We start from the raw sequence: 25,561 nt of genomic DNA, 5'->3' as shown, positions 1-25,561 counted from the left end.
GTCAACCGGCGATCAGGCTGCTTCGGCCTGTGCTTCGGCTTCCGTGCGAGCGAGGTCCTTCGCGCCCTTTGCGGAAGCGTCGCGGTCAACGAATTCGATGACGGCGAGCGGAGCATTGTCGCCACGACGGTAGCCAGCCTTCATGATGCGAAGGTAGCCGCCGTTGCGGGTGGCGTAACGGGTTGCGATGGCGTCGAACAGCTTGGCGACGACGGCAACGTCACGGATCTGCGAGATCGCCTGGCGGCGAGCGTGCAGGTCGCCGCGCTTGCCGAGGGTGACGAGCTTTTCGACGATCGGGCGAATTTCCTTCGCCTTCGGCAGCGTGGTGACGATCTGCTCATGTTCGATGAGCGAGGCAGCCATGTTGGCGAACATCGCCTTGCGGTGGCTGGCAGTACGGTTGAGTTTGCGGCCCGAATTCTGGTGGCGCATCTCGGTTCTCCTTCACATGCAGGCTGAAAACCTGCCGTTTGATGGTTAATATTGGTCTTCGTAACGCTTGGCGAGATCTTCGATGTTCTCGGGCGGCCATGCCGGCACTTCCATGCCGAGGTGCAGGCCCATGGAAGCGAGAACTTCCTTGATTTCGTTCAGCGACTTGCGACCAAAATTCGGGGTGCGAAGCATTTCGGCTTCGGTCTTCTGAATGAGATCGCCAATGTAGACGATGTTGTCGTTCTTCAGGCAGTTCGCCGAACGGACGGAAAGTTCCAGTTCGTCGACCTTCTTGAGGAGCGCCGGGTTGAAGGCGAGCTCGGTGACCGACTCTTCTTCGGCTTCCTTCTGCGGTTCGTCGAAGTTGACGAAGACCGAGAGCTGGTCCTGAAGAATGCGGGCCGCGAACGCGATCGCATCTTCGCCGGTGACGGAGCCGTCGGTCTCGATGGACATCGTCAGCTTGTCATAGTCGAGAACCTGGCCTTCGCGGGTGTTTTCCACCTTGTAGGACACTTTCTTGACCGGCGAGTAGAGGCTGTCGACCGGGATGAGGCCGATCGGCGCGTCTTCGGAACGGTTGCGGTCGGCGGGCACATAGCCCTTGCCGTTGTTGACCGTGAACTCCATGCGGATTTCGGCGCCCTCGTCGAGGGTGCAGATGACATGGTTGGGGTTCAGGATCTCGATGTCGCCGACCGTCTGGATGTCACCAGCCGTTACGACGCCCGGACCCTGCTTGCGCACGACCATACGCTTGGAATCGTCGCCATCCATCTTGATGGCGATTTCCTTGATGTTGAGCACGATATCGGTCACGTCTTCGCGGACACCCGGGATCGACGAGAACTCGTGCAGCACGCCGTCGATCTGCACGGCGGTAACAGCCGCACCGCGCAGCGACGACAGGAGTACGCGACGCAGCGCGTTGCCGAGCGTCAGGCCGAAGCCCCGCTCCAGCGGCTCGGCAACAAGGCTTGCCTTGGTGCGGCCGGAGGAGGAGAACTCCACCTTGTTCGGCTTGATCAGTTCCTGCCAGTTTTTCTGGATCATATGTTTTGCCTTCCGTTCGCCGCCACCATCCAATCGTGACGGCCGAGCCCTGAAGATCCGCGAAAGCCGGAAACCGGCTTCCGCAGCAATTCGAATGCGATGATCAGACGCGACGCTTCTTGCGCGGGCGGCAACCGTTGTGCGGGATCGGGGTCACGTCGCGGATCGACGTGATCATGAAGCCGGCAGCCTGGAGGGCGCGCAGAGCCGATTCACGGCCGGAACCCGGACCGCAGACTTCGACTTCCAGCGACTTCATGCCGTGTTCCTGGGCCTTCTTGGCGCAGTCTTCGGCAGCGATCTGGGCAGCGAACGGGGTCGACTTGCGCGAACCCTTGAAGCCCTTTGCACCGGCCGACGACCAGGCAATGGCGTTGCCCTGTGCATCGGTGATGGTGATCATCGTGTTGTTGAACGAAGAATTGACGTGAGCAACACCCGAGGTGATGTTCTTGCGTTCGCGACGGCGGACGCGTGCGGCTTCCTTGGCCATGGGTAGTCCTTTCGTTGATCTCGACACCGCCGTAGTTCCAGCGGCTCCACCGGGCGGAGGCTTGGCCCCTGCCCTGAATAAAATTTGCACACCGGCCCGAGGGCGTTGCGTGCGGCGATATCGTCACTGCCGTAGTGCCAGCAGCTCCACCGACCGGGACAAAGGCTTGGCGCCAAGCCCCGCTCGAAACTCAAAAGAGGCCGGCGCGACGCGCCAGCCTCCTGTTCCCCGTTTCCGGGAAATTACTTCTTCTTGCCTGCGATGGCCTTCGCCGGGCCCTTGCGGGTACGGGCGTTGGTGTGCGTGCGCTGACCGCGGACCGGGAGGCCACGACGGTGACGCAGACCACGGTAGCAACCGAGGTCCATGAGACGCTTGATGTTCATCGAGGTCTCGCGACGCAGGTCGCCTTCGACCTGGTAGTCGCGGTCGATGGCTTCGCGGATCTGCAGGATTTCTGCGTCCGTGAGCTGGTGAACGCGACGATCAGCCGGGATACCGACCTTCTCGATGATTTCCTGTGCAAACTTCGGGCCGATCCCGTGAATGTAACGCAGCGCGATGACAACGCGCTTCGCAGTCGGGATGTTGACGCCAGCGATACGTGCCACGCCTGTTCTCCTTGCTTCCAGTTGCCATCCGGCAAGTGGTCTTCTTCATTTGAAGCGGCTCCAAAGCCGCGTCGCTCAGTTGATGTCCGTGACACGTCGAAAACGACCGCACCCGGACTTCGTTCTTGGAAGTCCGCGCCGATCGCAATGGTATGTCGCGAGTTGGCGCTGTCATAAGGGGGAATCGGCTAAAAAGTCAACTCCCCGGCAGATCCTTTTTCGGATTCCAGGCTGCAAAGCAACCGCTTCACACTTTTCCCGGAATTGCTCCTATCAGGCGTTCTCCAGGATTCCGGCAATCTCTGCCGTCACCACGTCGACATTGGCCATGCCGTCGACCGTCTGGAGCTTGCCCGTCGATGCGTAGTAGCTCGACAGCGGCGCGGTCTTTTCGCGGTATTCCGTCAAGCGGCGCTTGAAGGCTTCCGGATTGTCGTCGGAGCGAACCGTGCCGCCGGCGGCGACCGTTTCGGCCACGCGATTCTCCATGCGCTTAACCAGCGCATCTTCATCCACCTTCAGCTCGATGACGGCGTCGAGCGCGATGCCCTTGCCGGCGAGGATCCGGTCGAGGGCTTCGGCCTGCGGAACCGTGCGCGGGTAACCGTCGAGGATGAAGCCCTTGGCACAGTCGGCCGAATCGATTCGGTCGGACACGATCTCGTTGACGATGGCGTCGGAGACGAGCTGGCCGGCGTCCATGACGGCCTTCGCGCGTTTGCCGACATCCGTGCCGGCGGCAACGGCCGCCCGCAGCATGTCACCCGTGGAAAGCTGCGGAATACCGTGCCTCTCCGTCAGGAGCTTGGCTTGCGTTCCCTTGCCAGCGCCCGGCGGCCCCAGAAAAATCAGTCTCATCGTCCCCTCTTTCCTCCACGCAGCTTCGACTTCTTGATCAGCCCCTCATACTGCTGAGCAATCAGGTGACCCTGAATCTGTGCTACAGTATCAAGGGTCACGCTGACAACAATCAAAAGCGACGTACCACCAAGGTAGAACGGCACACCTGTCTGAGCGATGAGAATTTCGGGAAGAATGCAGACGAACATCAGGTAGGCCGCGCCGATCACCGTGATGCGGGTCAGCACGTAGTCGATGTATTCTGCGGTGCGTTCGCCCGGACGGATGCCCGGAATGAAGCCGCCATGCTTCTTCAGATTGTCGGCCGTATCCTTCGGATTGAAGACGATGGCCGTGTAGAAGAAGGCGAAGAAGGCGATCATGCCCGCATAGAGCAGCATGTAGAGCGGCTGGCCATGGCCAAGGGCGGCGATGATGGCGGTCGCCCACGTCGGCAGCTCGGCGGTGTTCGAGAAGCCTGCAAGCGTTGCCGGCAGCAGCAGCAGCGAGGATGCGAAGATCGCCGGGATGACGCCCGCGGTGTTGAGCTTCAGCGGCAGGTGCGACGTATCGCCCTGGAACATGCGGTTGCCCACCTGTCGCTTCGGATACTGGATCAGAAGACGGCGCTGGGCGCGTTCCACGAAGACGATGAGCGCGATGACGACGACGGCCATAACGACGACGGCGAGAATCACGCCGATCGACAGAGCGCCAGTGCGGCCGAGTTCGAGGGTGCCGGCGAGCGCGCCCGGGAGGGCGGCGACGATGCCTGCGAAGATGATCAGCGAAATGCCGTTGCCGATGCCGCGCGAGGTGATCTGTTCACCCAGCCACATCAGGAACATCGTGCCGCCGAGCAACGAGATGACGGTGGAGATGCGGAAGAACCAGCCCGGATCGTTGACCAGCCCTGCCCCGCTTTCGAGGCCCACCGCGATGCCATAGGCCTGCAGCGTGCCGAGCAGCACCGTGCCGTAGCGGGTGTACTGGTTGATGATCTTACGGCCCTGTTCGCCTTCCTTCTTGAGCTGTTCCAGCGAGGGAACGACCGAAGTCATCAGCTGCACGATGATCGACGCGGAGATGTACGGCATGATGCCGAGCGCGAAGATCGCCATGCGCTCGACGGCGCCGCCGGAGAACATGTTGAAGAGGCCGAGAATGCCGCTGGACTGGCCCTGGAAGGCCTGGGCGAAAGCATCGGGATTGAGGCCCGGCAACGGGATATAGGTGCCGAGGCGATAGACGAGCAGCGCGCCCAGCGTGAACCAGAGACGCTTCTTCAGATCTTCCGCCTTGGCGAAAGTCGAGAAGTTGAGATTAGAGGCAAGTTGTTCCGCTGCCGAAGCCATGCATTTCTCCGCGAAGCCGATCCGGCGGCGGGGAGCCCGGCCAGGTCCGGAATGGCTGATCCGTTTGGCATAGGCGCCCGGCCCTCCTCGGACCGTTTGCTCATGCTGAAATTCGTCGTGCCCGTCTGCCGTTGCGGCAAACTCGGCGGATGGAGCCTAAACCGGTTGAAACGCGGATTGTCAAGCAATCCCGGCCTCACCCTGGTTTTAAATTCCGGACAACAGCGGGATGGGGTTCCCGGCCGTCGTTGTGAGGCTCACATATGGGAGCAAAATAGCCCGGTGTGAAGCACACCGGGCGAAGATTTCGTCGAATTATTCAGCGGCTTCCGCAGCTGCGAGAAGCAGCTTGATCGAGCCGCCGGCCTTTTCGATCTTCTCGATGGCGGGCTTGGAGGCGCCGGCGACTTCGAAGGTCACCTTGGCCGTCAGTTCGCCGTCGGCGAGGATGCGAACGCCGTCCTTGACGCGGCGGATGACGCCAGCGGCCTTGAGAGCGGCGGCGTCAACCGTTGCCTTGCCGTCGAGCTTGCCGGCGTCGATGGCGACCTGGATGCGGCCCAGCGACACGATGGCGAAGTCGGACGAGAAGATGTTGTTGAAGCCGCGCTTCGGCAGGCGACGGTAGATGGGCATCTGACCGCCTTCGAAGCCGTTGATGGCCACACCCGAACGTGCCTTCTGACCCTTCACACCACGGCCGCCGGTCTTGCCGGAGCCCGAACCGATACCGCGACCTACGCGCTTACGGTTCTTGGTAGAGCCTTCGTTGTCCTTGATTTCATTGAGCTTCATGATCTATCCCCTCACTTCTCGTCGACGACGCGGACGAGGTGCTGGACGGCACGGATCATGCCGCGGACAGACGGAGTGTCTTCCAGCGTGCGAACCCGATGCATCTTGTTAAGGCCCAGGCCGACGAGCGTTGCACGCTGTACGGCCGGACGGCGGATGGGGCTGCCGATCTGCTCGACAGTCACCGTCTTCGTTGCGGTTTCTTTCTTAGCCATTGTTCAGACTCCCTTATTCTTCGGAAGCGACGCCGGCGGACGCACGACGGGCCTGCAGCGTGGCATACTTCATGCCGCGCTGTGCCGCGATGTCCTTCGGGTGCATCTGGCTCTTGAGGGCGTCGAAGGTCGCACGGATCATGTTGTACGGGTTCGACGAACCGGTCGACTTGGCGACGACGTCATGAACGCCGAGCGTTTCGAAGACGGCGCGCATCGGGCCACCGGCGATGATACCGGTACCGGCCTTGGCCGAGCGAAGCAGAACCTTGCCGGCGCCGTGGCGGCCGTGCACGTCGTGGTGCAGCGTGCGGCCCGAGCGCAGCGGTACGAAGATGAGGTCGCGCTTGGCGGCTTCGGTGGCCTTCCGGATGGCTTCCGGAACTTCACGAGCCTTGCCGTGGCCGAAGCCGACGCGGCCCTTCTGGTCGCCGACGACGACGAGAGCTGCGAAACCGAAACGACGGCCGCCCTTGACGACCTTCGCGACGCGGTTGATCGCGACGAGCTTGTCGACAAACTCGCTGTCGCGCTCTTCGCGGTTCTGGCGGTCATCGCGACCGCGCTTTTCCTGTGCCATTGTCCTTTTCCTTTTTCTTTTCCGGGTGCAATCGGCAGATTGACGAAAGTCGCCCCCATTCAGGGAATGGAAGCGACCAATACCCAACTGAGCTGACCGGCAGGCGCTTTACGCGCCCAGCCGAAAGATCAGAAGCTAAGACCACCTTCACGCGCAGCTTCGGCGAGAGCCTTGATGCGGCCGTGATAGATGAAGGCGCCACGGTCGAAAACGACCTCCTTGACGCCGGCCTTGGCGGCACGCTCGGCGATGAGCTTGCCGACGGCAGCGGCTGCTGCCGTGTCGGCGCCCGTCTTCAACGACGAGCGCAGATCGGTGTCGAGCGTGGAGGCGGACGCAAGCGTCGTGCCGGCCACGTCATCGATGACCTGTACGTAGATGTTCTTCGACGAGCGATGAACCGACAGGCGCGGACGGCCGTTGGCGACCGCCTTGATGGAACGGCGCACGCGGTTGGCGCGGCGCACGAGAGCTTCTTTCCTGCTAGCCATTTCGCGTGATCCTTACTTCTTCTTGCCTTCTTTGCGGACGATCCGCTCTTCGGCATACTTGACGCCCTTGCCCTTGTAGGGCTCGGGGCCACGGTATTCGCGGATTTCCGCTGCGACCTGGCCGACCTGCTGCTTGTTGATGCCGGAGATGATGATTTCCGTCGGCTTCGGTACAGCGATCGAGATGCCTTCCGGCGTCTGGTAGACCACGTCGTGGCTGAAGCCAAGTGCGAGCTGCAGGTTCTTGCCCTGCAGCGACGCGCGGTAACCGACGCCGTTGATTTCGAGCTTGCGCTCGTAGCCGTCCTTCACACCCTTGAAGATGTTCTCGACCATCGTGCGGGACATACCCCACTTGGAACGAGCATCCTTGGACGTGTTGATCGGCTGAACGACAACTGCGTTGTCTTCGAGCTTCACCGAAACTTCGTCGTTTGCGACGAAGAACAGTTCGCCCTTCGGGCCCTTCGCGGTGACCGTCTGACCATCGACGGTCGCGGTGACACCAGCGGGAACCGGAACGGGCTTCTTACCGATACGAGACATTGTTTTATCCTGTCTGTTCGTTATGGAGATCCTTGCTCAGTCTTAGAAGACCGAGCAAAGAATCTCGCCACCAACGTTCTGTTCGCGTGCCTGGTGATCGGCCATCACACCCTTCGGGGTCGAAAGGATGGTGATGCCGAGGCCGTTCGCGACCTGCGGAATGGACTTGACCGAGACATAGACCCGGCGGCCCGGCTTGGAGACGCGGTCGATCTTGCGGATCACGGACGCGCCTTCGTAGTACTTGAGTTCGATGTTCAGCTCGGCCTTGCCGTTGCCGAATTCGACTTCCGAATATCCGCGGATGTAACCTTCGGACTGAAGGACGTCCAGAACGCGGGCGCGCAGCTTGGAAGCCGGCGTCGAAACGCTGGACTTGCGGCGTGCGGCGCCGTTGCGGATGCGGGTGAGCATATCGCCCAGAGGATCAGTCATAGACATGTGCCCGTCTCCTTACCAGCTCGACTTGACAATGCCCGGCACCTTGCCGGAATTGCCCAGTTCACGAAGCGCAATACGCGACATTCCGAGTTTGCGATAAAAGGCGCGCGGACGGCCCGTTACTTCGCAGCGGTTGCGGATGCGGGTCTTGGAACCATTGCGCGGAAGTTCGGCAAGCTTCAAGGTCGCCTTGAAGCGCTCTTCGATCGGAAGAGCCTGGTTCTGGATGATGGCCTTCAGGCGGGCACGCTTAGCGGCCTGGCTGGCAACCAGTTTGCGGCGGCGCTTGTTCTTTTCAACTGCGCTCGTTTTCGCCATAACAGTTATCCTTCTTTACGCTTGTCGTTACGGATCAGGCGCGGAACGGGAAGTTGAACTCTTTCAGAAGAGCCCGTGCTTCGTCGTCCGTCTTTGCCGTCGTGCAAACGATGATGTCCATGCCCCACATCTGATCAACCTTGTCGTAGTTGATCTCCGGGAACACAATGTGCTCCTTGATACCCATGGCGAAGTTGCCACGGCCATCGAAGGACTTCGGGTTCAGACCACGGAAGTCGCGTACGCGGGGCAGCGCGATGTTCACGAGGCGATCCAGAAATTCATACATGCGGGCGCCGCGCAGCGTGACCTTCGCGCCGATCGGCATGCCTTCGCGCAGCTTGAAGCCGGCGATGGAGTTGCGGGCGCGCGTGATGACCGGCTTCTGGCCGGCAATCGCTGCGAGGTCGCCAGCCGCTACGGACGGCTTCTTCGAATCGCCCGTCGATTCACCAACACCCATGTTGATGACGACCTTGTCGAGACGCGGGATCTGCATCTCGTTGGCGAAGGAGAACTGCTCCTGAAGCGCCTTGCGAATACGCTCGACGTATTCCTTCTTGAGGCGCGGCTCATACTTGGTGTCAGCCATCGATCGACACTCCCGAACGCTTTGCTACACGAACCTTCTTGTCGCCCTCGACCTTGAAACCGACGCGGGTCGGCTTGCCGTCCTTGGGGTCGGCGATCGCGATGTTCGACAGGTGGATCGAAGCTTCCTTGGTGATGATGCCGGCTTCCTGGGTCTGGGACTGACGCTGGTGACGCTTCACCAGGTTAATACCCTTGACGACCGCACGGTCTTCCTTCGGCATGACCTGAACAACTTCACCGGTACGGCCCTTGTCCTTGCCGGTGAGTACGACGACCTTGTCGCCCTTACGAATCTTCTGCATAGCCATCGCTCCTTAGAGTACTTCCGGAGCCAGCGAGATGATCTTCATGTGGTTCTTTGCGCGAAGTTCGCGCGGAACCGGTCCGAAGATACGGGTGCCGATGGGCTCTTTCTTATTGTCGATCAGGACGGCTGCGTTGTTGTCGAAACGGATAACGCTACCATCGGGGCGGCGGATGTCCTTGGCGGTGCGAACGACAACCGCCTTCATCACGTCACCCTTCTTCACGCGGCCGCGCGGGATGGCTTCCTTGATCGAGACGACGATAATGTCGCCGACCGAAGCGTACTTACGCTTGGAGCCGCCCAGCACCTTGATGCACATGACACGACGTGCGCCGGAATTATCCGCGACGTCGAGGTTAGTCTGCATCTGAATCATGTCAGGTCGCCTTCTTGTTTTACCGGACCGGTTGGGTGTTAGCCCCCTGTTCCAGCTTATGGAAATACGTGTTTTCGCGCGGGATGGTCTTTTGTCAGGGTGGTTTCCACTGATCGGCGAGCCGATGGGACCTTCCGTGCGCTCAAAGCAAAAGACGCTCGTGATTCCGAGCGTCCTTGCGCTGCTTCATACAGGTTTTCGCGCCGAACACAAGGGCCCGGCGCAAATTCCGATGTTTTTAGGCGTGGGCCGATACGACGGTCCAGCGCTTGTCCTTGGAGATGGGTGCGCATTCCTCGATGGAAACGACGTCACCGACCTTGTACTGGTTGTTTTCGTCATGCGCCTTGTACTTCTTGGACCGGCGAACGGTCTTCTGAAGCAGCGGGTGGGCAAAGCGGCGCTCGACGCGAACGACAACGGTCTTTTCGTTCTTGTCACTGACTACAGTGCCCTGCAGAATGCGTTTCGGCATCGTTTTCGGTCCTTAGGCCTTGGCTTCTGCCGCCTTCTGGCGGGCAATGGTCTTGACGCGCGCGATGTCCTTGCGGACTTCGTTGATGCGCGAGGTCTTCTCGAGCTGGCCAGTCGCCTTCTGGAAGCGCAGGTTGAACTGCTCTTTCTTCAGCTTGGCAAGCTCATCGTTGAGCTGGTCGGCGCTAAGCGCGCGAACGTCTACGGCTTTCATCCTACTCGCTCCTTACTCTGCAATGCGCTGTACGAAGCGCGTCTTGACCGAGAGCTTGGCCGAGCCGAGACGAAGCGCCTCGCGGGCGATCTCCTCGGAGACACCGTCGATCTCGAACATCATACGACCAGGCTTGACCTTGGCCGCCCAGTATTCGACCGAGCCCTTACCCTTACCCATGCGGACTTCGGTAGGCTTGGCGGTGACCGGCACGTCGGGGAACACACGGATCCACACACGGCCGGCACGCTTCATGTAACGCGTGATCGCGCGGCGGGCCGCTTCGATCTCGCGAGCGTTAACGCGATTCGGTTCCTGAGCCTTCAAGCCGAACTCGCCGAAAGCGAGGTCGGAGCCGCCCTTGGCGACACCCTTGATGCGGCCCTTGAACTGCTTGCGATACTTGGTACGCTTTGGCTGCAACATTTTTTTACTTCTCCGATATTGGCTGCCAAACGCGACTGTTACGCGTTTTCACGACGACGGTCGCCACGATCGCCGCGTTCGCGGCTGGCGGGACCCTGGCTGTCACTTTCGCTTGCGCGACGCTCCGAAGCCATCGGGTCGTGTTCAAGGATTTCGCCCTTGAAGATCCAGACCTTGATGCCGCAGATGCCGAATGCGGTTTCGGCTTCAGCCGTACCGTAGTCGATGTCCGCACGCAGCGTGTGAAGCGGAACGCGACCTTCGCGGTACCATTCCGTACGGGCGATTTCCGCGCCGCCGAGACGGCCTGCGCAGGTGATCTTGATGCCTTCGGCGCCAAGACGCATCGCGGACTGAACAGCGCGCTTCATCGCACGGCGGAAAGCCACGCGGCGCTCGAGCTGCTGGGCGATCGACTGGGCAACGAGGGTTGCGTCGACTTCCGGCTTGCGCACTTCAACGATGTTAAGGTGCGTTTCGGAGTTCGTCATCGCGGCGAGCTTCTTGCGAAGCTTCTCGATGTCTGCACCCTTCTTGCCGATGATCAGACCCGGGCGAGCCGAGTGGATCGTGACGCGGCACTTCTTGTGCGGACGCTCGATGACGACCTTGGCGATACCGGCCTGCTTCAGCTCTTCCATGACGAAAGCGCGGATCTTCAGGTCTTCGTGGAGCAGCTGGCCGTATTCGGCATTGTCGGCGAACCAACGGCTGTCCCAGGTACGGTTGATGCCGAGGCGGAAACCGATTGGATTAATCTTCTGGCCCATTATGCGGCCTCCCCTTTGGCTTCGACTTCACGGACGACGATCGTGAGATGCGAGAAAGGCTTCTCGATCCGCGATGCGCGGCCGCGGCCACGAGCGTGGAAACGCTTCATGACAATCGACTTGCCGACATACGCTTCCGCGACGATCAGCGAGTCCACGTCGAGGTCGTGGTTATTTTCTGCGTTGGCGATAGCGGATTCAAGCGTCTTCTTGACGGTCTCGGCGCTACGCTTGCGCGAGAATTCAAGTTCAGCGAGCGCCCGGTCGACCTTCTTGCCGCGGATCAGCGCAGCAAGCAGGTTGAGCTTCTGGGGGCTGACGCGGATCGTGCGCGCGATGGCCTGCGCCTCGTTATCCTTCAGCCGACGTTCGGCTTTAGCCTTGCCCATCGTTACTTCCTCTTCGCCTTCTTGTCCGCGCCGTGACCGTAATAGGTCCGGGTCGGAGCGAATTCACCAAACTTGTGGCCAACCATGTCTTCGTTGACGGCCACCGGGATATGCTTGCTGCCGTTGTAGACGCCGAAGGTGAGACCGACGAACTGCGGCAGGATCGTGGAGCGACGGCTCCAGATCTTGATCACTTCGCTGCGACCGCCTTCACGAACCTTCTCAGCCTTCTTGAGAAGATAGCCGTCAACAAACGGGCCTTTCCATACTGAACGAGCCATTCCTGACTACCTCTCTTACTTCTTCTTCAAGTGGCGCGAGCGCATGATGAACTTGTCGGTCGACTTGTTCGAGCGGGTACGCTTGCCCTTGGTGGGCTTGCCCCACGGGGATACCGGGTGACGACCACCGGAGGTGCGGCCTTCACCACCGCCGTGCGGGTGGTCGACCGGGTTCATGACGACGCCGCGGTTGTGCGGGGTCTTGCCGCGCCAACGCGTGCGACCAGCCTTGCCGTCGTTGATGTTGCCGTGGTCCGGGTTGGATACAGCGCCGATCGTGGCGAGGCAGGACGAGTGAACCAGGCGCTGTTCGCCCGAGTTCAGGCGAAGGATCGCCATGCCCTGGTCGCGGCCGACGAGCTGGACGAAGGTGCCGGCGGAACGGGCGATCTGGCCGCCCTTGCCCGGCTTCATCTCGACGTTATGAACGATCGAGCCAACCGGGATGTACTGCAGCGGCATGGTGTTGCCGGGCTTGACGTCAACGGCCTTGTCGGACGCGATGACCTTGTCGCCGGCTGCCAGGCGCTGCGGTGCCAGGATATAGGCCTGCTCGCCGTCAGCGTAGTCGATCAGCGCGATGAACGCGGTGCGGTTCGGGTCGTATTCCAGACGCGCGACCGTACCTTCGACGTCGAACTTGCGACGCTTGAAGTCGACGAGACGGTAGGTACGCTTGTGACCGCCGCCGATGAAGCGGGCAGTGATGCGACCCAGGTTGTTACGGCCACCGCTCTTGGAGAGACCTTCGGTCAGAGCCTTTACGGGCTTGCCCTTGTAAAGGCCCGACCGGTCGACGATGACCAGCTGGCGCTGGCTCGGAGTGGTCGGGTTGTAGCTTTTCAATGCCATTTTTCTGTTTCCTCTTTAGCCGAGTGCCCGATTAGAGCCCGGTGGAGACGTCGATGGACTGACCGTCAGCGAGCGTGACGATAGCCTTCTTGACATCTCCCTGCCGGCCGGCGAAGCCGCGGAAACGCTTGATCTTGCCCTTGCGGACGAGCGTGTTCACAGCCGTGACCTTGACGCCGAAGAGTGCTTCCACTGCAGCCTTGATTTCAGGCTTGGAAGCGCGCTTGGCAACGTTGAAGACGACCTGGTTGTTTTCGGATACCAGCGTCGACTTTTCGGTGATCGAAGGAGATACGATCACATCGTAGTGGCGAAGATCCGTCATTTGAACCGCTCCTCGAGGGCTTCTACAGCAGCCTTGGAGAGCACGAGCTTGCCGCGGCGCAGGATGTCGTAAACATTGATACCCTGGATCGGAAGAACATCCACGTTCGGGATGTTGCGGGCTGCGAGCTTGAAGTTGCCGTCAAGTTCCGAGCCGCCGATGATGAGGGCATTGGTGAGACCGAGCGAGGCGAATACGCCGGCGAGAGCCTTCGTCTTTGCTTCGGCAGCAACCAGATCGTCGATGATGATCAGGTTTTCAGCCTTCAGCTTGGCCGAGAGCGCATGACGCAGGCCGAGCGCGCGAACCTGCTTGGGCAGGTCGTGGGCATGGCTGCGGACAACCGGGCCGTGGGCCTTGCCGCCGCCGCGGAACTGCGGTGCACGAGCCGAATGGTGACGAGCGCGGCCCGTACCCTTCTGCTTGTACATCTTGGCGCCCGTGCGGGAAACCTCGGCGCGGGTCAGCGACTTGTGGCTGCCCTGCTGCTTCTTGGCGAGCTGCCAGCGGACGACGCGGGCAATGATGTCTTCGCGCGGCTCGAGGCCGAAAATCGCGTCGGAGAGGGAGACCTTGCCGGCGTCCTTCCCCTCGAGGGTCGTGACTTTGAGATCCATGATCAGGCTCCCTTACTTGACTGCGGCGCGCACGGCGGCCGGACGCGGCGCGTCGGACGGGGTGCCGGACTTGACGGCGTCACGAACGACGATCCAGGCACCCTTGGAGCCCGGGACTGCGCCCTTAACGAGGATGAGACCACGCTCTTCGTCGGTCGAGACGACTTCGAGGTTCTGGGTGGTGACGCGCGTCTGGCCCATGTGACCAGCCATGCGCTTGCCCTTCCAGACCTTGCCCGGGTCCTGGTTGTTACCCGTCGAACCGTGCGAACGGTGCGAGACGGACACGCCGTGCGTTGCACGAAGACCACCGAAGTTGTGGCGCTTCATGGCACCGGCGAAACCCTTACCGATCGTGGTGCCGGTAACGTCGACGAGCTGACCTGCGACAAAGTGGCTCGCGGTCAGTTCCGCGCCGATGTCGATGAGGTTGTCTTCCGAAACGCGGAACTCGACGAGCTTGGCCTTCGGCTCGACGCTTGCAGCGGCGAACTGGCCGCGCAGTGCCTTTGCCGTGTTCTTCACCTTGGAGGTGCCGGCGCCGAGCTGGACGGCCGTGTAGCCGTTCTTGTCCTGCGTGCGCTGGGCCACGACCTGGACGTTGTCCAGTCGCAATACTGTTACAGGGATATGCTCACCTGCGTCATTATAGACGCGAGTCATCCCTACTTTCTGTGCAATCACACCTGAACGCATGGTTCAATCCTCTTAGAAGTCCTGTCGGGGTATTCCCAAAGCAAGGGAGCCCCTTCATGCCTCTTGGTTTAAGGATTCCACTCGGGCCTCGAAGGCCGTCGGGTTTCCCGTTTTTAGAAGACGTCGGCTAATGCCACGTACCTTCCTTGTTATTTCGGCTTACGCCGGACTTAGAGCTTGATCTCTACGTCTACACCGGCCGCAAGGTCGAGCTTCATGAGAGCGTCAACGGTCTGCGGGGTCGGATCTACAATGTCGAGCAGGCGCTTGTGCGTGCGCATCTCGAACTGTTCGCGGCTCTTCTTGTCGACGTGGGGCGACCGGTTGACCGTGAACTTTTCAATACGGGTCGGGAGCGGAACGGGGCCGCGGACGCTTGCGCCGGTGCGCTTTGCCGTCGACACGATCTCGCGCGTGGAGGCATCAAGGATCCGGTGGTCAAACGCCTTGAGGCGGATGCGGATGTTCTGGCCGTTCATACGACTTTTCCTTAGTTCGTTATCCGCGCGATTCTCTTGGGAATACGCGCTTTTTGATTCTGGCGGTTCCATAAAGGAACGCACACGAAAACACAATTGCCGAAAGGCCAGTCCGCTAAATTTTCAAAGACCGGAGGGGCAGGGTTGAACCCCTGCCCTTCCTTTTTCAGCGGCCTAGGGCCTTACGTCTTACTCGACGATCGAAGCAACGATGCCGGCGCCGACGGTGCGGCCGCCTTCGCGGATCGCGAAGCGCAGCTTTTCTTCCATCGCGATCGGAACGATCAGCTCAACGGCAACCGTGACGTTGTCGCCCGGCATGACCATTTCCGTGCCTTCCGGCAGCGAAACGATGCCCGTCACGTCCGTCGTGCGGAAGTAGAACTGCGGACGGTAGTTCGTGAAGAACGGCGTATGACGGCCGCCTTCTTCCTTCGTCAGGATGTAGGCTTCTGCCATGAACTTCTTGTGCGGCTTGACCGAACCCGGCTTGCACAGGATCTGACCACGCTCGACGCCGTCACGGTTCACACCGCGAACGAGAGCGCCGATGTTGTCGCCGGCCTGGCCCTGGTCGAGCAGCTTGCGGAACATTTCAACGCCGGTAACCGTCGTCTTCGAGGTCGGGCGGATGCCGACGATCTCGACTTCTTCACCGACCTTGACGATGCCGCGCTCGACGCGACCCGTCACAACCGTACCGCGGCCCGAGATCGAGAACACGTCTTCGATCGGCATCAGGAACGGCTGGTCGATCGGACGCTCCGGCGTCGGGATGTAGGCGTCGACAGCGGCCATCAGCTCGCGGATCGCGTCTTCACCGATCTTCTTGTCCGAATCTTCGAGAGCGGCCAGAGCCGAACCCTTGACGATCGGAATGTCGTCGCCCGGGAAGTCGTAGGACGACAGAAGTTCGCGCACTTCCAGCTCGACGAGCTCGAGAAGCTCGGCGTCGTCGACCTGGTCGACCTTGTTGAGGAACACGACGATCGCCGGAACGCCGACCTGGCGGGCGAGCAGGATGTGCTCGCGGGTCTGCGGCATCGGGCCGTCAGCAGCCGAGCAGACCAGGATCGCGCCGTCCATCTGGGCAGCACCGGTGATCATGTTCTTGACGTAGTCGGCGTGGCCGGGGCAGTCGACGTGGGCGTAGTGGCGGGCCGGCGTCTCGTATTCGACGTGCGCCGTCGAGATGGTGATGCCACGAGCCTTTTCTTCCGGAGCGGCGTCGATCTGGTCATACGCCTTGTATTCGCCGAAATACTTCGTGATCGCGGCCGTCAGCGACGTCTTGCCATGGTCGACGTGGCCGATCGTGCCGATGTTTACGTGAGGCTTGTTGCGCTCAAACTTGCTCTTTGCCATTTCCGGCTCTCCGTTCCTTGTCCCGCGAAGGGAAATTCATACAATTTTCTTAGGGGCGTACCCCGGTCACTTCTGACCGGAGTACTTTGCCTGGATTTCCTGCGCGACGTTCGAGGGAACCGGCGCATAGTGATCGAAGGTCATCGTGTACTGGGCGCGGCCCTGCGACATGGAGCGCAGGTTGTCCACGTACTTGAACATGTTGGCCAGCGGCACGTTGGCGGAGATCACGACGGCAACGCCGCGCGATTCCTGGCCCTGGATCTGACCACGACGGGAGTTCAGGTCGCCGATGACGTCGCCGACATAGTCTTCCGGCGTGACGACTTCGACCTTCATCATCGGTTCCAGCAGCTGGGCGCCGGCTTCACGCGACGCTTCACGGAAGCAGGCACGCGATGCGATTTCGAAGGCGAGGACCGAGGAGTCGACGTCGTGGAAGGCGCCGTCGATGAGCGTCGCCTTGACGCCGAGCATCGGGAAGCCTGCGAGCGGACCCGAGGACAGAACGCTTTCGATACCCTTCTGAACGCCCGGGATATATTCCTTCGGAACAGAACCGCCGACGATCTTGGATTCGAACAGGAAGTCTTCGCCTTCCGGGTTCGGTTCGAAAACGAGCTTCACGCGGGCGAACTGGCCGGTACCACCGGTCTGCTTCTTGTGCGTGTAGTCCTTTTCTGTCTTGCGCGTGATGGTTTCGCGGTAGGCAACCTGCGGGGCGCCGACATTGGCTTCGACCTTGAACTCGCGACGCATGCGGTCGACGATGATGTCGAGGTGAAGTTCACCCATGCCTGCGATGATCGTCTGGCCCGACTCTTCGTCGGTCTTGACGCGGAAGGACGGATCTTCGGCGGCCAGGCGGTTGAGCGCGAGGCCCATCTTTTCCTGGTCGTTCTTGGTCTTCGGCTCGATCGCGATCTGGATGACCGGCTCGGGGAATTCCATGCGCTCGAGGATGACCGGCTTCAGGGGATCACAGAGCGTGTCGCCCGTCGTCGTGTCCTTGAGGCCGGCGAGAGCAACGATGTCGCCTGCAAAGGCTTCTTCGATGTCTTCACGCGAGTTGGAATGCATCTGCAGCATGCGGCCGACGCGCTCGCGCTTTTCCTTGACCGTGTTCATGACCGACGTGCCCTTTTCGAGCTTGCCGGAATAGATGCGGGCGAAGGTGAGCGAACCGACGAAGGGGTCGTTCATGATCTTGAACGCGAGCATGGAAAGCGGCTCGGCGTCGTCAGCGTGACGCTCGATTTCGGCTTCCGTCTTGACGTCGATGCCCTTGATCGCCGGGATGTCTGCCGGGGACGGCAGGTAATCGACGACGGCGTCGAGCAGCGGCTGAACGCCCTTGTTCTTGAACGCCGTACCGCAGAACATCGGGTGGAACTTCACGTCGATGGTGCCGCGGCGAACGAGCGCACGGATCTGTTCGTTGTCCGGGTAGTTGCCTTCGAGATAGGCTTCCATCGCGGCTTCGTCGATTTCGACGACGGTCTCGATGAGCTTCTCGCGGTATTCTTCTGCCTGGGCCTTCATGTCTTCCGGGATTTCGACGACGTCCCACTGGGCGCCGAGCGATTCATCGCGCCAGACGAGAGCGTTCATCTCGATCAGGTCGACGACGCCCTTGAACTCGGTCTCGGCGCCGATCGGCAGCTGCATGACGACCGGGATCGCGCCGAGGCGCGACTTGATCATGGATACCGAGCGGTAGAAGTCCGCGCCGGTCTTGTCCATCTTGTTGCAGAAGATCATGCGCGGAACGTTGTACTTCTCAGCCTGACGCCAGACGGTTTCCGTCTGCGGCTCTACGCCGGCGTTGGCATCGAGAAGGGCGATCGCACCGTCGAGAACGCGCAGCGAACGCTCGACTTCGATGGTGAAGTCGACGTGGCCGGGGGTGTCGATGATGTTGAAGCGGCGGGTCTTGCCGTCACGGCCCTTCCAGTAGGTCGTGGTGGCAGCGGACGTGATCGTGATGCCGCGTTCCTGCTCCTGCTCCATCCAGTCCATCGTAGCGGCGCCGTCATGGACTTCGCCGATCTTGTGGGACTTGCCGGTGTAGTAAAGGATACGCTCGGTCGTCGTCGTCTTGCCGGCGTCGATATGCGCCATGATACCGAAATTTCGGTAGTCTTCGATTTTATATTCGCGAGCCATCTGGGACTCCTTTCGAGACGTCTAGTTTCGGTTACCAGCGGTAGTGCGAGAAGGCACGGTTGGCGTCAGCCATCTTGTGCGTGTCTTCGCGCTTCTTGACGGCGCTGCCGCGATTGTTCGCTGCGTCCATGAGTTCGCCGGAGAGGCGCTCGACCATGGTCGTTTCGTTACGCTTGCGGGCAGCTGCGATCAGCCAACGGATTGCGAGAGCCTGGCGGCGCTCCGGGCGAACATCGACCGGAACCTGGTAGGTCGCACCACCAACGCGGCGCGAACGCACTTCGACGTGCGGCGCAACGTTGTCCAGAGCCGAATGGAACACCGTGACCGGGTCCGCTTTAGCCTTGCCCTGAACGACATCGAAGGCGCCGTAAACGATCGTTTCGGCGACGGACTTCTTGCCGTCCAGCATGATGGCATTCATGAACTTGGTGACTACGAGATCGCCGAACTTCGGGTCCGGGTTGATCTCGCGCTTTTCTGCTCTATGGCGACGGGACATACTTTTTGTCTCTCAAACTTGTAACTGATCTGACCAGCGAAATGGCGCCGGTTGACTTATTATTTCGGACGCTTCGCGCCGTACTTGGAGCGGCGCTGCTTGCGGTTCTTGACGCCCTGGGTGTCGAGAACGCCGCGGATGATGTGGTAACGAACGCCCGGCAAGTCCTTGACGCGGCCGCCACGGATCATGACGACGGAGTGTTCCTGCAGGTTGTGGCCTTCGCCCGGAATGTAGCCGATGACTTCGAAGCCATTGGTCAGGCGGATCTTGGCGACCTTACGCAGAGCCGAGTTCGGCTTCTTCGGGGTCGTCGTGTAGACGCGGGTGCAAACGCCGCGCTTCTGGGGGTTTTCCTGCAGAGCAGGAACCTTGTTGCGCTTTACCGACGCCTGGCGCGGCTTGCGGATCAACTGGTTTACGGTAGGCATTTAACCATCCCTTGCAAATCTAGTCTCGTTTACCCTTGCGGGCGGGCCTGGAGCGGCACGCCGCTCCAACATTGTTTGGTTGCCGCATTTATGCGACGCCAAGCGTTCCGCTTGCCTGCAAAATGCTCGGTGGCCACACGCGTGTTCATGCGCAATAAAAGGCCGATCCGCTTTTGCGGATGACCTTCATAGGCAGAGGACGCGATAACCGCGTCATGCGTGCAGCATTCATGTTCTCAACGTGCGTCGAGCCCTGTTTGAGGCGAACTCCAGAACGAGTCGTTCCGAACCAGCCAGCCTCACATAGGCTCTGATAGCGGGCGGTCTACTGATTAAAGGTCGAAAGGTCAAGGGGCGGCGCGAAAGAATCCTGCCCGGGAATGCCTGCTTTGCCTGAGAAGCAGGGCTTTCAGGGTGCGCCCCTGCCCTCTTCACGGCGATTTTCAGACAACCAGCCTTCGCCGATCTGCATTAAGAAAGCATGAAGAAGGAATCAACCGGAAGAGTCGCTCCGCGCCAATTACATCCACCGATTCTCTTGCAGCGCGGCTTTTGACGGGATCGTGATTTTTGCGATTGGGTCCGACCGCCCTACCCTTTATAGAGCTTGCATCATTTCATCCCGAAAGGAGCCTGCCATGGCCAGTGCCGACAACGACAACAATACGCTCGACGACCCGATGGTCTTCATCATCATCGGCAAGGCCTATGAGCGCGACGGCGACGAGGGCATCGATATCCACGTCATGCTGCGCGCGCCGGACGACGACAGCGCCGTGCGCGAGGCGCTGAACGCCCTTTCGGAGGAAGGCTTCCTCGAGGCAGATCTCGACCAGATCGGCACGCTCAACGACGTGCCGGACGAGGAGCCGCATGCATCCGCCTATCGCGGCGCGCTCGAAGGGGAAGTGGCGATCATCCGCTTCGCGTGACGCCGCGCCCCCGCCAGCCTGATTGCTCCCCTTGGCAGAGGCGTGTCGCCCGCCTCTGCCGGCAGCACCGGGTAGTAGGCTCCTATCCGTTCAGGTGAGGTTCTACGCCCTATTGGCGGCTTACCAGCCCCCGGGGGCTCGGGCATGGTGCTCGACATGGTCGCTCAGCCTGTCCGGCCTGGCCTCACGGGGGAAAAGATGACCGTTTCCGATACAGCGACAGCGGTTGGCGAAAAGAACGATTATTACGACAAGAGCTATTTCGACAAGACGTTCGAGCACCAACGCTATGCGGCCTATTTCGATCGCCTGAAGTTCGAGAAATTCGTCGGTCCGTCGGACCGCGTGATCGATTTCGGCTGCGGTGGCGGCTACATCCTCTCCAGCCTCGACGTGAAAGAGCGCGTTGGTGTCGAGGTCAACGAGGCGGCCGCCGCGGCGGCCCGCAAGAACGGCATCCGGGTCTTCGGGAGCCTTGATCAGATCGAGGACGGCTGGGCCGACACCATCATCTCCCACCATGCGCTTGAGCATGTCGACGATCCACTCGGCATGGTGCGGCAGATGTTCACCAAGCTCCGCAAGGGCGGCAAGGTGGTGCTCGTGACGCCGAACGAGTCCTTCAAGATTGGCTACCGCGAAGACGAGCCGAACTTTCACCTGTTCACCTGGTCGCCCAGCAACCTCGGCAACCTGCTGAAGCGTGCCGGTTTCACCGGGATCGCCGCGGCGCCGGTCCACCACCGCTGGCCGCGCTACTGGTGGATCGTCGGCCCCATCGTCGGCAAGCGGATGATGAACCTCATCTGCATCGCCTATGGACGGGTGATGACGGGCGTCAGCCAGGTCAGGGCCATCGGCTACAAGCCCTAGACGCTGCCCCGTCTCACATAAACAAAAAGCCGCCCGAAACGCTCGGGCGGCTTTTTCAATTTCAAAAGAACGACAGCTTATTCGGCTGCGGCGTTCTCGCCGCCGGCGAGGTCCGCCAGCATCGGGGTTGCAACGCCTGCACCCGTCGACTTGCGGCGCTCGTCGAGGATCATCTCGTCGCGAGCCGTCGCAATGCGGCGGATCTGGGTCATGGTGCCACCCGTACCGGCCGGGATGAGGCGGCCGACGATGACGTTTTCCTTGAGACCCTGCAGGCCGTCGGTCTTGCCGGCGATCGCAGCTTCCGTGAGAACCTTGGTGGTCTCTTGGAAGGATGCGGCCGAGATGAACGACGGGGTCTGCAGCGACGCCTTGGTGATGCCGAGGAGGACCGGATCGCCGTAAGCCGGCTTCTTGCCTTCCTCGATCAGGCCGTCGTTGACGTCTTCGAGCTCGATACGGTCGACGTTGTCGCCGACGATATAGGTCGAGTCGCCGGCATCCGTGATCTCGACCTTCTGCAGCATCTGGCGAACGATCACCTCGATGTGCTTGTCGTTGATCACAACGCCCTGCAGACGGTAGACTTCCTGGATTTCGTTCACGAGGTAGGAAGCGAGTGCTTCCACGCCCTTGATCGCCAGGATGTCGTGCGGCGCCGGGTTGCCGTCGAGGATGTAGTCACCCTTTTCGATGTAGTCGCCGTCCTGAAGGTGGAAGGGCTTGCCCTTCGGGATCAGGTATTCGACCGGCTCGACACCGTCTTCCGCCGGCTCGATCATCACGCGACGCTTGTTCTTGTAGTCGCGACCGAAGCGAACCGTACCATCGATCTCAGCGATGATGGCGTGGTCCTTCGGACGACGGGCTTCGAACAGTTCGGCAACGCGCGGCAGACCACCGGTGATGTCCTTGGTCTTGGCGCTTTCCAGCGGCGAGCGGGCAAGAACGTCACCCTGCGAGACCTTTTGGCCCGGTTCAACCGACAGGATCGCGTCGACCGAGAGCAGGAAGCGGGCTTCGCCACCACGGGACAGTTTGGCGACAGCGCCATTCTTGTCCTTGATGATGATCGCCGGCTTCAGGTCCGTACCGCGCGGCGTCGAGCGCCAGTCGATGACCGAACGCTTGGTGATGCCGGTGGACTCGTCCGTCGATTCCAGAACCGAGATACCGTCGACCACGTCTTCGAAGTGAACGGTGCCCTCGACTTCCGTCATCATAGGACGGGTGTAGGGGTCCCACTCGGCGAGACGCTGGCCGCGCTTCACCTTGTCGGCATCGTCGACGAAGATCTTCGAACCGTAAGCGACGCGCTGCGAGGAGCGTTCCACGCCGCGCTCGTCCAGGATCTGGATCGCCATGTTGCGGCCCATCGCGACGAGAACGCCTTCAGAGTTGCGCAGCATGTTGCGGTTCTTGATCTGCACCGTGCCTTCATACGACGCTTCCAGGAACGACTGGTCGACCACGGTCGCCGTGCCGCCCAAGTGGAAGGTACGCATGGTGAGCTGGGTGCCCGGTTCACCGATCGACTGTGCCGCGATGACGCCGACGGCTTCGCCCATGTTGACGGGCGTGCCGCGTGCAAGGTCGCGACCATAGCAGACGCCGCAGACGCCGGTCTGGATTTCGCAGGTCAGCGCCGAGCGGATGCGGATCGACTGGATACCAGCCTTTTCGATCTGGACGACGTCGGCCTCGAGGATCATCCGGCCCGCATCGACGATGCGCTCACCCGTGACCGGATGATCGATATCGTCCAGCGCGGTACGGCCGAGCACGCGGGTGCCGATCGAAGCCACGACCTGGCCGGCATCGACGATCGCCGTCATCGTGAGGCCCGTTTCCGTGCCGCAGTCGACATGCGTGACGATGCAATCCTGCGCGACGTCGACGAGACGGCGGGTCAGGTAACCGGAGTTCGCGGTCTTCAAGGCGGTGTCTGCCAGACCCTTACGGGCACCGTGCGTCGAGTTGAAGTACTCGTTAACGGTCAGGCCTTCCTTGAAGTTCGAGATGATCGGCGTTTCGATGATTTCGCCCGAAGGCTTCGCCATGAGGCCGCGCATACCGCCCAGCTGACGCATCTGGCTCGGAGAGCCGCGGGCGCCGGAGTGCGACATCATGTAGATGGCGTTCATCGGCTTCTGGCGGCCGGTCGCGGGGTCGAACTCGACGGCCTTGATGCGGGCCATCATGTCTTCCGCGACCTTCTCGGTGGCCTTGCCCCAGGCATCGACGACCTTGTTGTACTTTTCGCCCTGGGTGATCAGGCCGTCATTGTACTGCTGCTCGTATTCCTTCACCAGGTTTTCGGTGTCGCCAACGATCTTCACCTTGGTTTCCGGAATGACCATGTCGTCCTTGCCGAACGAAATGCCGGCGCGGCAGGCGTGGACGAAGCCGAGCTGCATGATGCGGTCGCAGAAGATGACCGTGTCTTTCTGGCCGCAGTGACGGTAGACCGAGTCGATCATCTTGGAGATGTTCTTCTTGGTCATTTCCTGGTTGCAGATGTCGAACGGAATGTTGCCGTTCTTCGGCAGCAGTTCGCCGATGATCATGCGGCCTGGCGTCGTTTCGAAGATCTTGGTGTAGGGCTTGCCTTCACCGTCGACCGACTTGTAGCGGCCCTTGATCTTGGCATGCAGCGTGACGACCTTGTTTTCCAGAGCGTGGTGCAGTTCGCCCATGTCGGAGAAGGCCATGCCTTCGCCCGGCTCGTTCTGGTTCTGGATCGACAGATAGTAGAGGCCGAGAACCATGTCCTGCGAAGGAACGATGATCGGTGCGCCGTTTGCCGGATGCAGGATGTTGTTGGTCGACATCATGAGCACGCGCGCTTCAAGCTGGGCTTCCAGCGAGAGCGGAACGTGAACAGCCATCTGGTCACCGTCGAAGTCGGCGTTGAAGGCCGTGCAGACGAGCGGGTGCAGCTGGATGGCCTTGCCTTCGACCAGCGTGGGTTCGAAGGCCTGGATGCCCAGGCGGTGCAGCGTCGGTGCGCGGTTCAAGAGAACCGGATGTTCGCGGATGACCTCGTCGAGGATATCCCAGACTTCCGGCTTTTCCTTTTCGACGAGCTTCTTGGCCTGCTTGACGGTCGAGGAGTAACCCTTGGCGTCGAGGCGGGCGTAGATGAACGGCTTGAACAGTTCGAGCGCCATCTTCTTCGGCAGGCCGCACTGGTGCAGCTTCAGTTCCGGACCGGTCACGATGACCGAACGGCCGGAATAGTCGACGCGCTTGCCGAGCAGGTTCTGGCGGAAGCGGCCCTGCTTGCCCTTGAGCATGTCGGACAGCGACTTCAGCGGACGCTTGTTGGCACCCGTGATGACGCGGCCGCGGCGGCCGTTGTCGAACAGGGCGTCAACCGATTCCTGAAGCATGCGCTTCTCGTTGCGGATGATGATGCCCGGTGCGCGCAGCTCGATGAGGCGCTTCAGACGGTTGTTGCGGTTGATGACGCGGCGGTAGAGATCGTTGAGGTCCGACGTCGCGAAGCGGCCGCCGTCCAGCGGAACCAGCGGACGCAGGTCCGGCGGGATCACCGGGACGACCTTCATGATCATCCATTCCGGGCGGTTGCCGGATTCCATGAAGTTCTCGACGATCTTCAGGCGCTTCATCAGCTTCTTCTGCTTCAGATCCGAGGTGGTCTCGGCCAGATCCGAACGCAGATCGCCAGCGATCTTCTCAAGGTTCATCGAGGCGAGCATCTCGTAGATGGCCTCGGCGCCGATCATCGCCGTGAACTGGTCTTCACCATATTCATCGACGGCGATCATGTATTCTTCTTCGGAAAGAAGCTGGTTTTCCTTGAGCGCGGTCAGGCCCGGCTCGGTCACGATGTAGTTCTCGAAATAGAGAACGCGCTCGACATCCTTCAGCGTCATGTCGAGCAAAGTCGAGATACGCGAGGGAAGCGACTTCAGGAACCAGATGTGGGCGACGGGCGCGGCGAGCTCGATATGGCCCATGCGCTCGCGGCGAACGCGCGACAGCGTGACTTCGACGCCGCACTTTTCGCAGATGATGCCCTTGTACTTCATGCGCTTGTACTTGCCGCACAGGCACTCGTAGTCCTTGATCGGGCCGAAGATGCGCGCGCAGAACAGACCGTCGCGTTCCGGCTTGAACGTGCGGTAGTTGATCGTTTCCGGCTTCTTGATCTCACCGTAAGACCAGGAAAGAATCTTTTCCGGAGAAGCGATCGAGATCCGGATGGAATCGAACGTCTGCGCAGGCACCTGCGGGTTGAAAAGGTTCATGACCTCTTGGTTCATGCCTATCTCCTTCGTGGGCCATTGGCC

The 25,561-nt window shown here is 60.9% G+C and carries 34 protein-coding genes; 2 read left to right on the top strand and 32 right to left on the bottom strand.

From position 1 onward, the window contains the following. Positions 1–12 precede the first annotated feature (12 nt). The 31 genes from rplQ to rpsL all read right to left on the bottom strand — a co-directional run bounded on the left by rplQ (position 13) and on the right by rpsL (position 19,440). Positions 13–435 (bottom strand): 50S ribosomal protein L17, encoded by a 423-nt coding sequence (gene rplQ, locus J2Y63_RS06470; protein WP_256116144.1) that lies wholly within the window; start codon positions 433–435, stop codon positions 13–15. Positions 436–480: 45 nt separating this feature from the next. Then, positions 481–1,491 carry a DNA-directed RNA polymerase subunit alpha gene (locus J2Y63_RS06465; RefSeq protein ID WP_256116145.1) on the bottom strand — a complete coding sequence of 337 codons (1,011 nt, stop codon included), beginning with the start codon at positions 1,489–1,491 and terminating at the stop codon, positions 481–483. Between the two features lie 103 nt (positions 1,492–1,594). Further along, positions 1,595–1,984: a 30S ribosomal protein S11 gene (rpsK, locus tag J2Y63_RS06460; protein WP_023513823.1), complete on the bottom strand. Its 390-nt coding sequence runs from the start codon at positions 1,982–1,984 to the stop codon at positions 1,595–1,597. 242 nt (positions 1,985–2,226) lie between these two features. Then, positions 2,227–2,595: a 30S ribosomal protein S13 gene (gene rpsM / locus J2Y63_RS06455; protein ID WP_064329867.1), complete on the bottom strand. Its 369-nt coding sequence runs from the start codon at positions 2,593–2,595 to the stop codon at positions 2,227–2,229. Between the two features lie 273 nt (positions 2,596–2,868). Then, complete coding sequence (locus J2Y63_RS06450) at positions 2,869–3,453, bottom strand: adenylate kinase (protein WP_256116146.1); 585 nt, start codon at positions 3,451–3,453, stop codon at positions 2,869–2,871. Further along, positions 3,450–4,790, bottom strand: coding sequence for a preprotein translocase subunit SecY (secY, locus tag J2Y63_RS06445; protein WP_256116147.1), 1,341 nt, complete (start codon positions 4,788–4,790; stop codon positions 3,450–3,452). Before secY ends, J2Y63_RS06450 begins: the two co-directional genes overlap by 4 nt. Positions 4,791–5,105: 315 nt before the next feature. Beyond that, entirely contained in the window at positions 5,106–5,585 is a 480-nt protein-coding gene (rplO, locus tag J2Y63_RS06440; protein ID WP_256116148.1) for a 50S ribosomal protein L15, read from the bottom strand. Between the two features lie 11 nt (positions 5,586–5,596). After that, complete coding sequence (rpmD, locus tag J2Y63_RS06435; RefSeq protein WP_256116149.1) at positions 5,597–5,800, bottom strand: 50S ribosomal protein L30; 204 nt, start codon at positions 5,798–5,800, stop codon at positions 5,597–5,599. Positions 5,801–5,813: 13 nt separating this feature from the next. Next, the gene (gene rpsE / locus J2Y63_RS06430) at positions 5,814–6,380 is read right to left on the bottom strand and encodes a 30S ribosomal protein S5 (protein WP_023515494.1); all 567 of its coding nucleotides are present in this window, start codon (positions 6,378–6,380) and stop codon (positions 5,814–5,816) included. A 128-nt stretch (positions 6,381–6,508) separates the two neighbouring features. Then, positions 6,509–6,871, bottom strand: a complete 363-nt coding sequence (gene rplR / locus J2Y63_RS06425; RefSeq protein ID WP_256116151.1) for a 50S ribosomal protein L18 — start codon at positions 6,869–6,871, stop codon at positions 6,509–6,511. A gap of 12 nt (positions 6,872–6,883) precedes the next feature. Beyond that, positions 6,884–7,417 carry a 50S ribosomal protein L6 gene (gene rplF, locus J2Y63_RS06420; protein ID WP_256116152.1) on the bottom strand — a complete coding sequence of 178 codons (534 nt, stop codon included), beginning with the start codon at positions 7,415–7,417 and terminating at the stop codon, positions 6,884–6,886. 42 nt (positions 7,418–7,459) lie between these two features. Beyond that, positions 7,460–7,858: a 30S ribosomal protein S8 gene (gene rpsH, locus J2Y63_RS06415; protein WP_256116153.1), complete on the bottom strand. Its 399-nt coding sequence runs from the start codon at positions 7,856–7,858 to the stop codon at positions 7,460–7,462. A 12-nt stretch (positions 7,859–7,870) separates the two neighbouring features. Further along, complete coding sequence (rpsN, locus tag J2Y63_RS06410; RefSeq protein ID WP_256116154.1) at positions 7,871–8,176, bottom strand: 30S ribosomal protein S14; 306 nt, start codon at positions 8,174–8,176, stop codon at positions 7,871–7,873. 34 nt (positions 8,177–8,210) lie between these two features. After that, positions 8,211–8,768, bottom strand: coding sequence for a 50S ribosomal protein L5 (rplE, locus tag J2Y63_RS06405; RefSeq protein WP_256116155.1), 558 nt, complete (start codon positions 8,766–8,768; stop codon positions 8,211–8,213). Next, positions 8,761–9,072 (bottom strand): 50S ribosomal protein L24, encoded by a 312-nt coding sequence (rplX, locus tag J2Y63_RS06400; RefSeq protein ID WP_069059026.1) that lies wholly within the window; start codon positions 9,070–9,072, stop codon positions 8,761–8,763. The genes rplE and rplX overlap by 8 nt, the downstream gene beginning before the upstream one ends. 12 nt (positions 9,073–9,084) lie before the next feature. Next, positions 9,085–9,453: a 50S ribosomal protein L14 gene (gene rplN / locus J2Y63_RS06395; RefSeq protein WP_018328276.1), complete on the bottom strand. Its 369-nt coding sequence runs from the start codon at positions 9,451–9,453 to the stop codon at positions 9,085–9,087. 238 nt (positions 9,454–9,691) lie between these two features. Then, the gene (rpsQ, locus tag J2Y63_RS06390; RefSeq protein ID WP_256116156.1) at positions 9,692–9,928 is read right to left on the bottom strand and encodes a 30S ribosomal protein S17; all 237 of its coding nucleotides are present in this window, start codon (positions 9,926–9,928) and stop codon (positions 9,692–9,694) included. A gap of 12 nt (positions 9,929–9,940) precedes the next feature. Continuing rightward, on the bottom strand, positions 9,941–10,141 hold the full coding sequence (gene rpmC, locus J2Y63_RS06385) for a 50S ribosomal protein L29 (RefSeq protein WP_069059028.1): 201 nt from the start codon (positions 10,139–10,141) through the stop codon (positions 9,941–9,943). Positions 10,142–10,153: 12 nt separating this feature from the next. After that, on the bottom strand, positions 10,154–10,567 hold the full coding sequence (rplP, locus tag J2Y63_RS06380; RefSeq protein WP_117372290.1) for a 50S ribosomal protein L16: 414 nt from the start codon (positions 10,565–10,567) through the stop codon (positions 10,154–10,156). A 38-nt stretch (positions 10,568–10,605) separates the two neighbouring features. Further along, positions 10,606–11,337, bottom strand: a complete 732-nt coding sequence (gene rpsC, locus J2Y63_RS06375) for a 30S ribosomal protein S3 (protein WP_256116157.1) — start codon at positions 11,335–11,337, stop codon at positions 10,606–10,608. Then, on the bottom strand, positions 11,337–11,726 hold the full coding sequence (gene rplV, locus J2Y63_RS06370; RefSeq protein WP_117372288.1) for a 50S ribosomal protein L22: 390 nt from the start codon (positions 11,724–11,726) through the stop codon (positions 11,337–11,339). Before rplV ends, rpsC begins: the two co-directional genes overlap by 1 nt. A 2-nt stretch (positions 11,727–11,728) precedes the next feature. Further along, complete coding sequence (rpsS, locus tag J2Y63_RS06365) at positions 11,729–12,007, bottom strand: 30S ribosomal protein S19 (RefSeq protein ID WP_023517272.1); 279 nt, start codon at positions 12,005–12,007, stop codon at positions 11,729–11,731. A gap of 15 nt (positions 12,008–12,022) precedes the next feature. Beyond that, positions 12,023–12,859, bottom strand: coding sequence for a 50S ribosomal protein L2 (gene rplB / locus J2Y63_RS06360; protein WP_256116159.1), 837 nt, complete (start codon positions 12,857–12,859; stop codon positions 12,023–12,025). Positions 12,860–12,890: 31 nt separating this feature from the next. Next, positions 12,891–13,184, bottom strand: a complete 294-nt coding sequence (locus J2Y63_RS06355) for a 50S ribosomal protein L23 (protein ID WP_256116160.1) — start codon at positions 13,182–13,184, stop codon at positions 12,891–12,893. Next, positions 13,181–13,801, bottom strand: a complete 621-nt coding sequence (gene rplD / locus J2Y63_RS06350; RefSeq protein ID WP_256116161.1) for a 50S ribosomal protein L4 — start codon at positions 13,799–13,801, stop codon at positions 13,181–13,183. The genes J2Y63_RS06355 and rplD overlap by 4 nt, the downstream gene beginning before the upstream one ends. A 12-nt stretch (positions 13,802–13,813) precedes the next feature. Further along, positions 13,814–14,497, bottom strand: a complete 684-nt coding sequence (gene rplC, locus J2Y63_RS06345; protein WP_256116162.1) for a 50S ribosomal protein L3 — start codon at positions 14,495–14,497, stop codon at positions 13,814–13,816. Positions 14,498–14,667: 170 nt separating this feature from the next. After that, positions 14,668–14,976 (bottom strand): 30S ribosomal protein S10, encoded by a 309-nt coding sequence (rpsJ, locus tag J2Y63_RS06340; RefSeq protein ID WP_003507767.1) that lies wholly within the window; start codon positions 14,974–14,976, stop codon positions 14,668–14,670. A 189-nt stretch (positions 14,977–15,165) separates the two neighbouring features. Then, positions 15,166–16,341 carry an elongation factor Tu gene (tuf, locus tag J2Y63_RS06335; RefSeq protein ID WP_435265371.1) on the bottom strand — a complete coding sequence of 392 codons (1,176 nt, stop codon included), beginning with the start codon at positions 16,339–16,341 and terminating at the stop codon, positions 15,166–15,168. Positions 16,342–16,407: 66 nt separating this feature from the next. Next, positions 16,408–18,507, bottom strand: a complete 2,100-nt coding sequence (gene fusA / locus J2Y63_RS06330; protein WP_435265374.1) for an elongation factor G — start codon at positions 18,505–18,507, stop codon at positions 16,408–16,410. Between the two features lie 31 nt (positions 18,508–18,538). Next, positions 18,539–19,009, bottom strand: a complete 471-nt coding sequence (gene rpsG, locus J2Y63_RS06325) for a 30S ribosomal protein S7 (protein ID WP_256121541.1) — start codon at positions 19,007–19,009, stop codon at positions 18,539–18,541. Positions 19,010–19,068: 59 nt separating this feature from the next. Beyond that, positions 19,069–19,440, bottom strand: coding sequence for a 30S ribosomal protein S12 (gene rpsL / locus J2Y63_RS06320; protein WP_022719193.1), 372 nt, complete (start codon positions 19,438–19,440; stop codon positions 19,069–19,071). 638 nt (positions 19,441–20,078) lie between these two features. Here rpsL and J2Y63_RS06315 point away from each other — a divergent pair. Together J2Y63_RS06315 and J2Y63_RS06310 are read left to right on the top strand one after the other, a co-directional pair. Then, positions 20,079–20,372: a transcriptional regulator gene (locus tag J2Y63_RS06315; protein ID WP_256121540.1), complete on the top strand. Its 294-nt coding sequence runs from the start codon at positions 20,079–20,081 to the stop codon at positions 20,370–20,372. Between the two features lie 198 nt (positions 20,373–20,570). After that, positions 20,571–21,245 carry a class I SAM-dependent methyltransferase gene (locus J2Y63_RS06310; protein ID WP_256121539.1) on the top strand — a complete coding sequence of 225 codons (675 nt, stop codon included), beginning with the start codon at positions 20,571–20,573 and terminating at the stop codon, positions 21,243–21,245. A 77-nt stretch (positions 21,246–21,322) separates the two neighbouring features. Here J2Y63_RS06310 and rpoC read toward each other — a convergent pair whose 3' ends face one another. Continuing rightward, positions 21,323–25,534 (bottom strand): DNA-directed RNA polymerase subunit beta', encoded by a 4,212-nt coding sequence (rpoC, locus tag J2Y63_RS06305; protein ID WP_256121538.1) that lies wholly within the window; start codon positions 25,532–25,534, stop codon positions 21,323–21,325. Positions 25,535–25,561 lie beyond the last annotated feature (27 nt).

The organism is Shinella sp. BE166 (genome assembly GCF_051201095.1).
Taxonomy (GTDB): domain Bacteria; phylum Pseudomonadota; class Alphaproteobacteria; order Rhizobiales; family Rhizobiaceae; genus Shinella; species Shinella lacus.
Note: the sequence above shows the minus strand (reverse complement) of the source record. Positions and strands in the feature narration are given on the sequence as shown.

Coding starts and splice junctions, on each gene's coding strand:
- rplQ (WP_256116144.1), bottom strand. CDS start 435: ATGCGCCACCAGAATTCGGGCCGCAAACTCAACCGTACTGCCAGCCAC.
- J2Y63_RS06465 (WP_256116145.1), bottom strand. CDS start 1,491: ATGATCCAGAAAAACTGGCAGGAACTGATCAAGCCGAACAAGGTGGAG.
- rpsK (WP_023513823.1), bottom strand. CDS start 1,984: ATGGCCAAGGAAGCCGCACGCGTCCGCCGTCGCGAACGCAAGAACATC.
- J2Y63_RS06450 (WP_256116146.1), bottom strand. CDS start 3,453: ATGAGACTGATTTTTCTGGGGCCGCCGGGCGCTGGCAAGGGAACGCAA.
- secY (WP_256116147.1), bottom strand. CDS start 4,790: ATGGCTTCGGCAGCGGAACAACTTGCCTCTAATCTCAACTTCTCGACT.
- rplO (WP_256116148.1), bottom strand. CDS start 5,585: ATGAAGCTCAATGAAATCAAGGACAACGAAGGCTCTACCAAGAACCGT.
- rpmD (WP_256116149.1), bottom strand. CDS start 5,800: ATGGCTAAGAAAGAAACCGCAACGAAGACGGTGACTGTCGAGCAGATC.
- rpsE (WP_023515494.1), bottom strand. CDS start 6,380: ATGGCACAGGAAAAGCGCGGTCGCGATGACCGCCAGAACCGCGAAGAG.
- rplR (WP_256116151.1), bottom strand. CDS start 6,871: ATGGCTAGCAGGAAAGAAGCTCTCGTGCGCCGCGCCAACCGCGTGCGC.
- rplF (WP_256116152.1), bottom strand. CDS start 7,417: ATGTCTCGTATCGGTAAGAAGCCCGTTCCGGTTCCCGCTGGTGTCACC.
- rpsH (WP_256116153.1), bottom strand. CDS start 7,858: ATGTCTATGACTGATCCTCTGGGCGATATGCTCACCCGCATCCGCAAC.
- rpsN (WP_256116154.1), bottom strand. CDS start 8,176: ATGGCGAAAACGAGCGCAGTTGAAAAGAACAAGCGCCGCCGCAAACTG.
- rplE (WP_256116155.1), bottom strand. CDS start 8,768: ATGGCTGACACCAAGTATGAGCCGCGCCTCAAGAAGGAATACGTCGAG.
- rplX (WP_069059026.1), bottom strand. CDS start 9,072: ATGCAGAAGATTCGTAAGGGCGACAAGGTCGTCGTACTCACCGGCAAG.
- rplN (WP_018328276.1), bottom strand. CDS start 9,453: ATGATTCAGATGCAGACTAACCTCGACGTCGCGGATAATTCCGGCGCA.
- rpsQ (WP_256116156.1), bottom strand. CDS start 9,928: ATGCCGAAACGCATTCTGCAGGGCACTGTAGTCAGTGACAAGAACGAA.
- rpmC (WP_069059028.1), bottom strand. CDS start 10,141: ATGAAAGCCGTAGACGTTCGCGCGCTTAGCGCCGACCAGCTCAACGAT.
- rplP (WP_117372290.1), bottom strand. CDS start 10,567: ATGTTGCAGCCAAAGCGTACCAAGTATCGCAAGCAGTTCAAGGGCCGC.
- rpsC (WP_256116157.1), bottom strand. CDS start 11,337: ATGGGCCAGAAGATTAATCCAATCGGTTTCCGCCTCGGCATCAACCGT.
- rplV (WP_117372288.1), bottom strand. CDS start 11,726: ATGGGCAAGGCTAAAGCCGAACGTCGGCTGAAGGATAACGAGGCGCAG.
- rpsS (WP_023517272.1), bottom strand. CDS start 12,007: ATGGCTCGTTCAGTATGGAAAGGCCCGTTTGTTGACGGCTATCTTCTC.
- rplB (WP_256116159.1), bottom strand. CDS start 12,859: ATGGCATTGAAAAGCTACAACCCGACCACTCCGAGCCAGCGCCAGCTG.
- J2Y63_RS06355 (WP_256116160.1), bottom strand. CDS start 13,184: ATGACGGATCTTCGCCACTACGATGTGATCGTATCTCCTTCGATCACC.
- rplD (WP_256116161.1), bottom strand. CDS start 13,801: ATGGATCTCAAAGTCACGACCCTCGAGGGGAAGGACGCCGGCAAGGTC.
- rplC (WP_256116162.1), bottom strand. CDS start 14,497: ATGCGTTCAGGTGTGATTGCACAGAAAGTAGGGATGACTCGCGTCTAT.
- rpsJ (WP_003507767.1), bottom strand. CDS start 14,976: ATGAACGGCCAGAACATCCGCATCCGCCTCAAGGCGTTTGACCACCGG.
- tuf (WP_435265371.1), bottom strand. CDS start 16,341: ATGGCAAAGAGCAAGTTTGAGCGCAACAAGCCTCACGTAAACATCGGC.
- fusA (WP_435265374.1), bottom strand. CDS start 18,507: ATGGCTCGCGAATATAAAATCGAAGACTACCGAAATTTCGGTATCATG.
- rpsG (WP_256121541.1), bottom strand. CDS start 19,009: ATGTCCCGTCGCCATAGAGCAGAAAAGCGCGAGATCAACCCGGACCCG.
- rpsL (WP_022719193.1), bottom strand. CDS start 19,440: ATGCCTACCGTAAACCAGTTGATCCGCAAGCCGCGCCAGGCGTCGGTA.
- J2Y63_RS06315 (WP_256121540.1), top strand. CDS start 20,079: ATGGCCAGTGCCGACAACGACAACAATACGCTCGACGACCCGATGGTC.
- J2Y63_RS06310 (WP_256121539.1), top strand. CDS start 20,571: ATGACCGTTTCCGATACAGCGACAGCGGTTGGCGAAAAGAACGATTAT.
- rpoC (WP_256121538.1), bottom strand. CDS start 25,534: ATGAACCAAGAGGTCATGAACCTTTTCAACCCGCAGGTGCCTGCGCAG.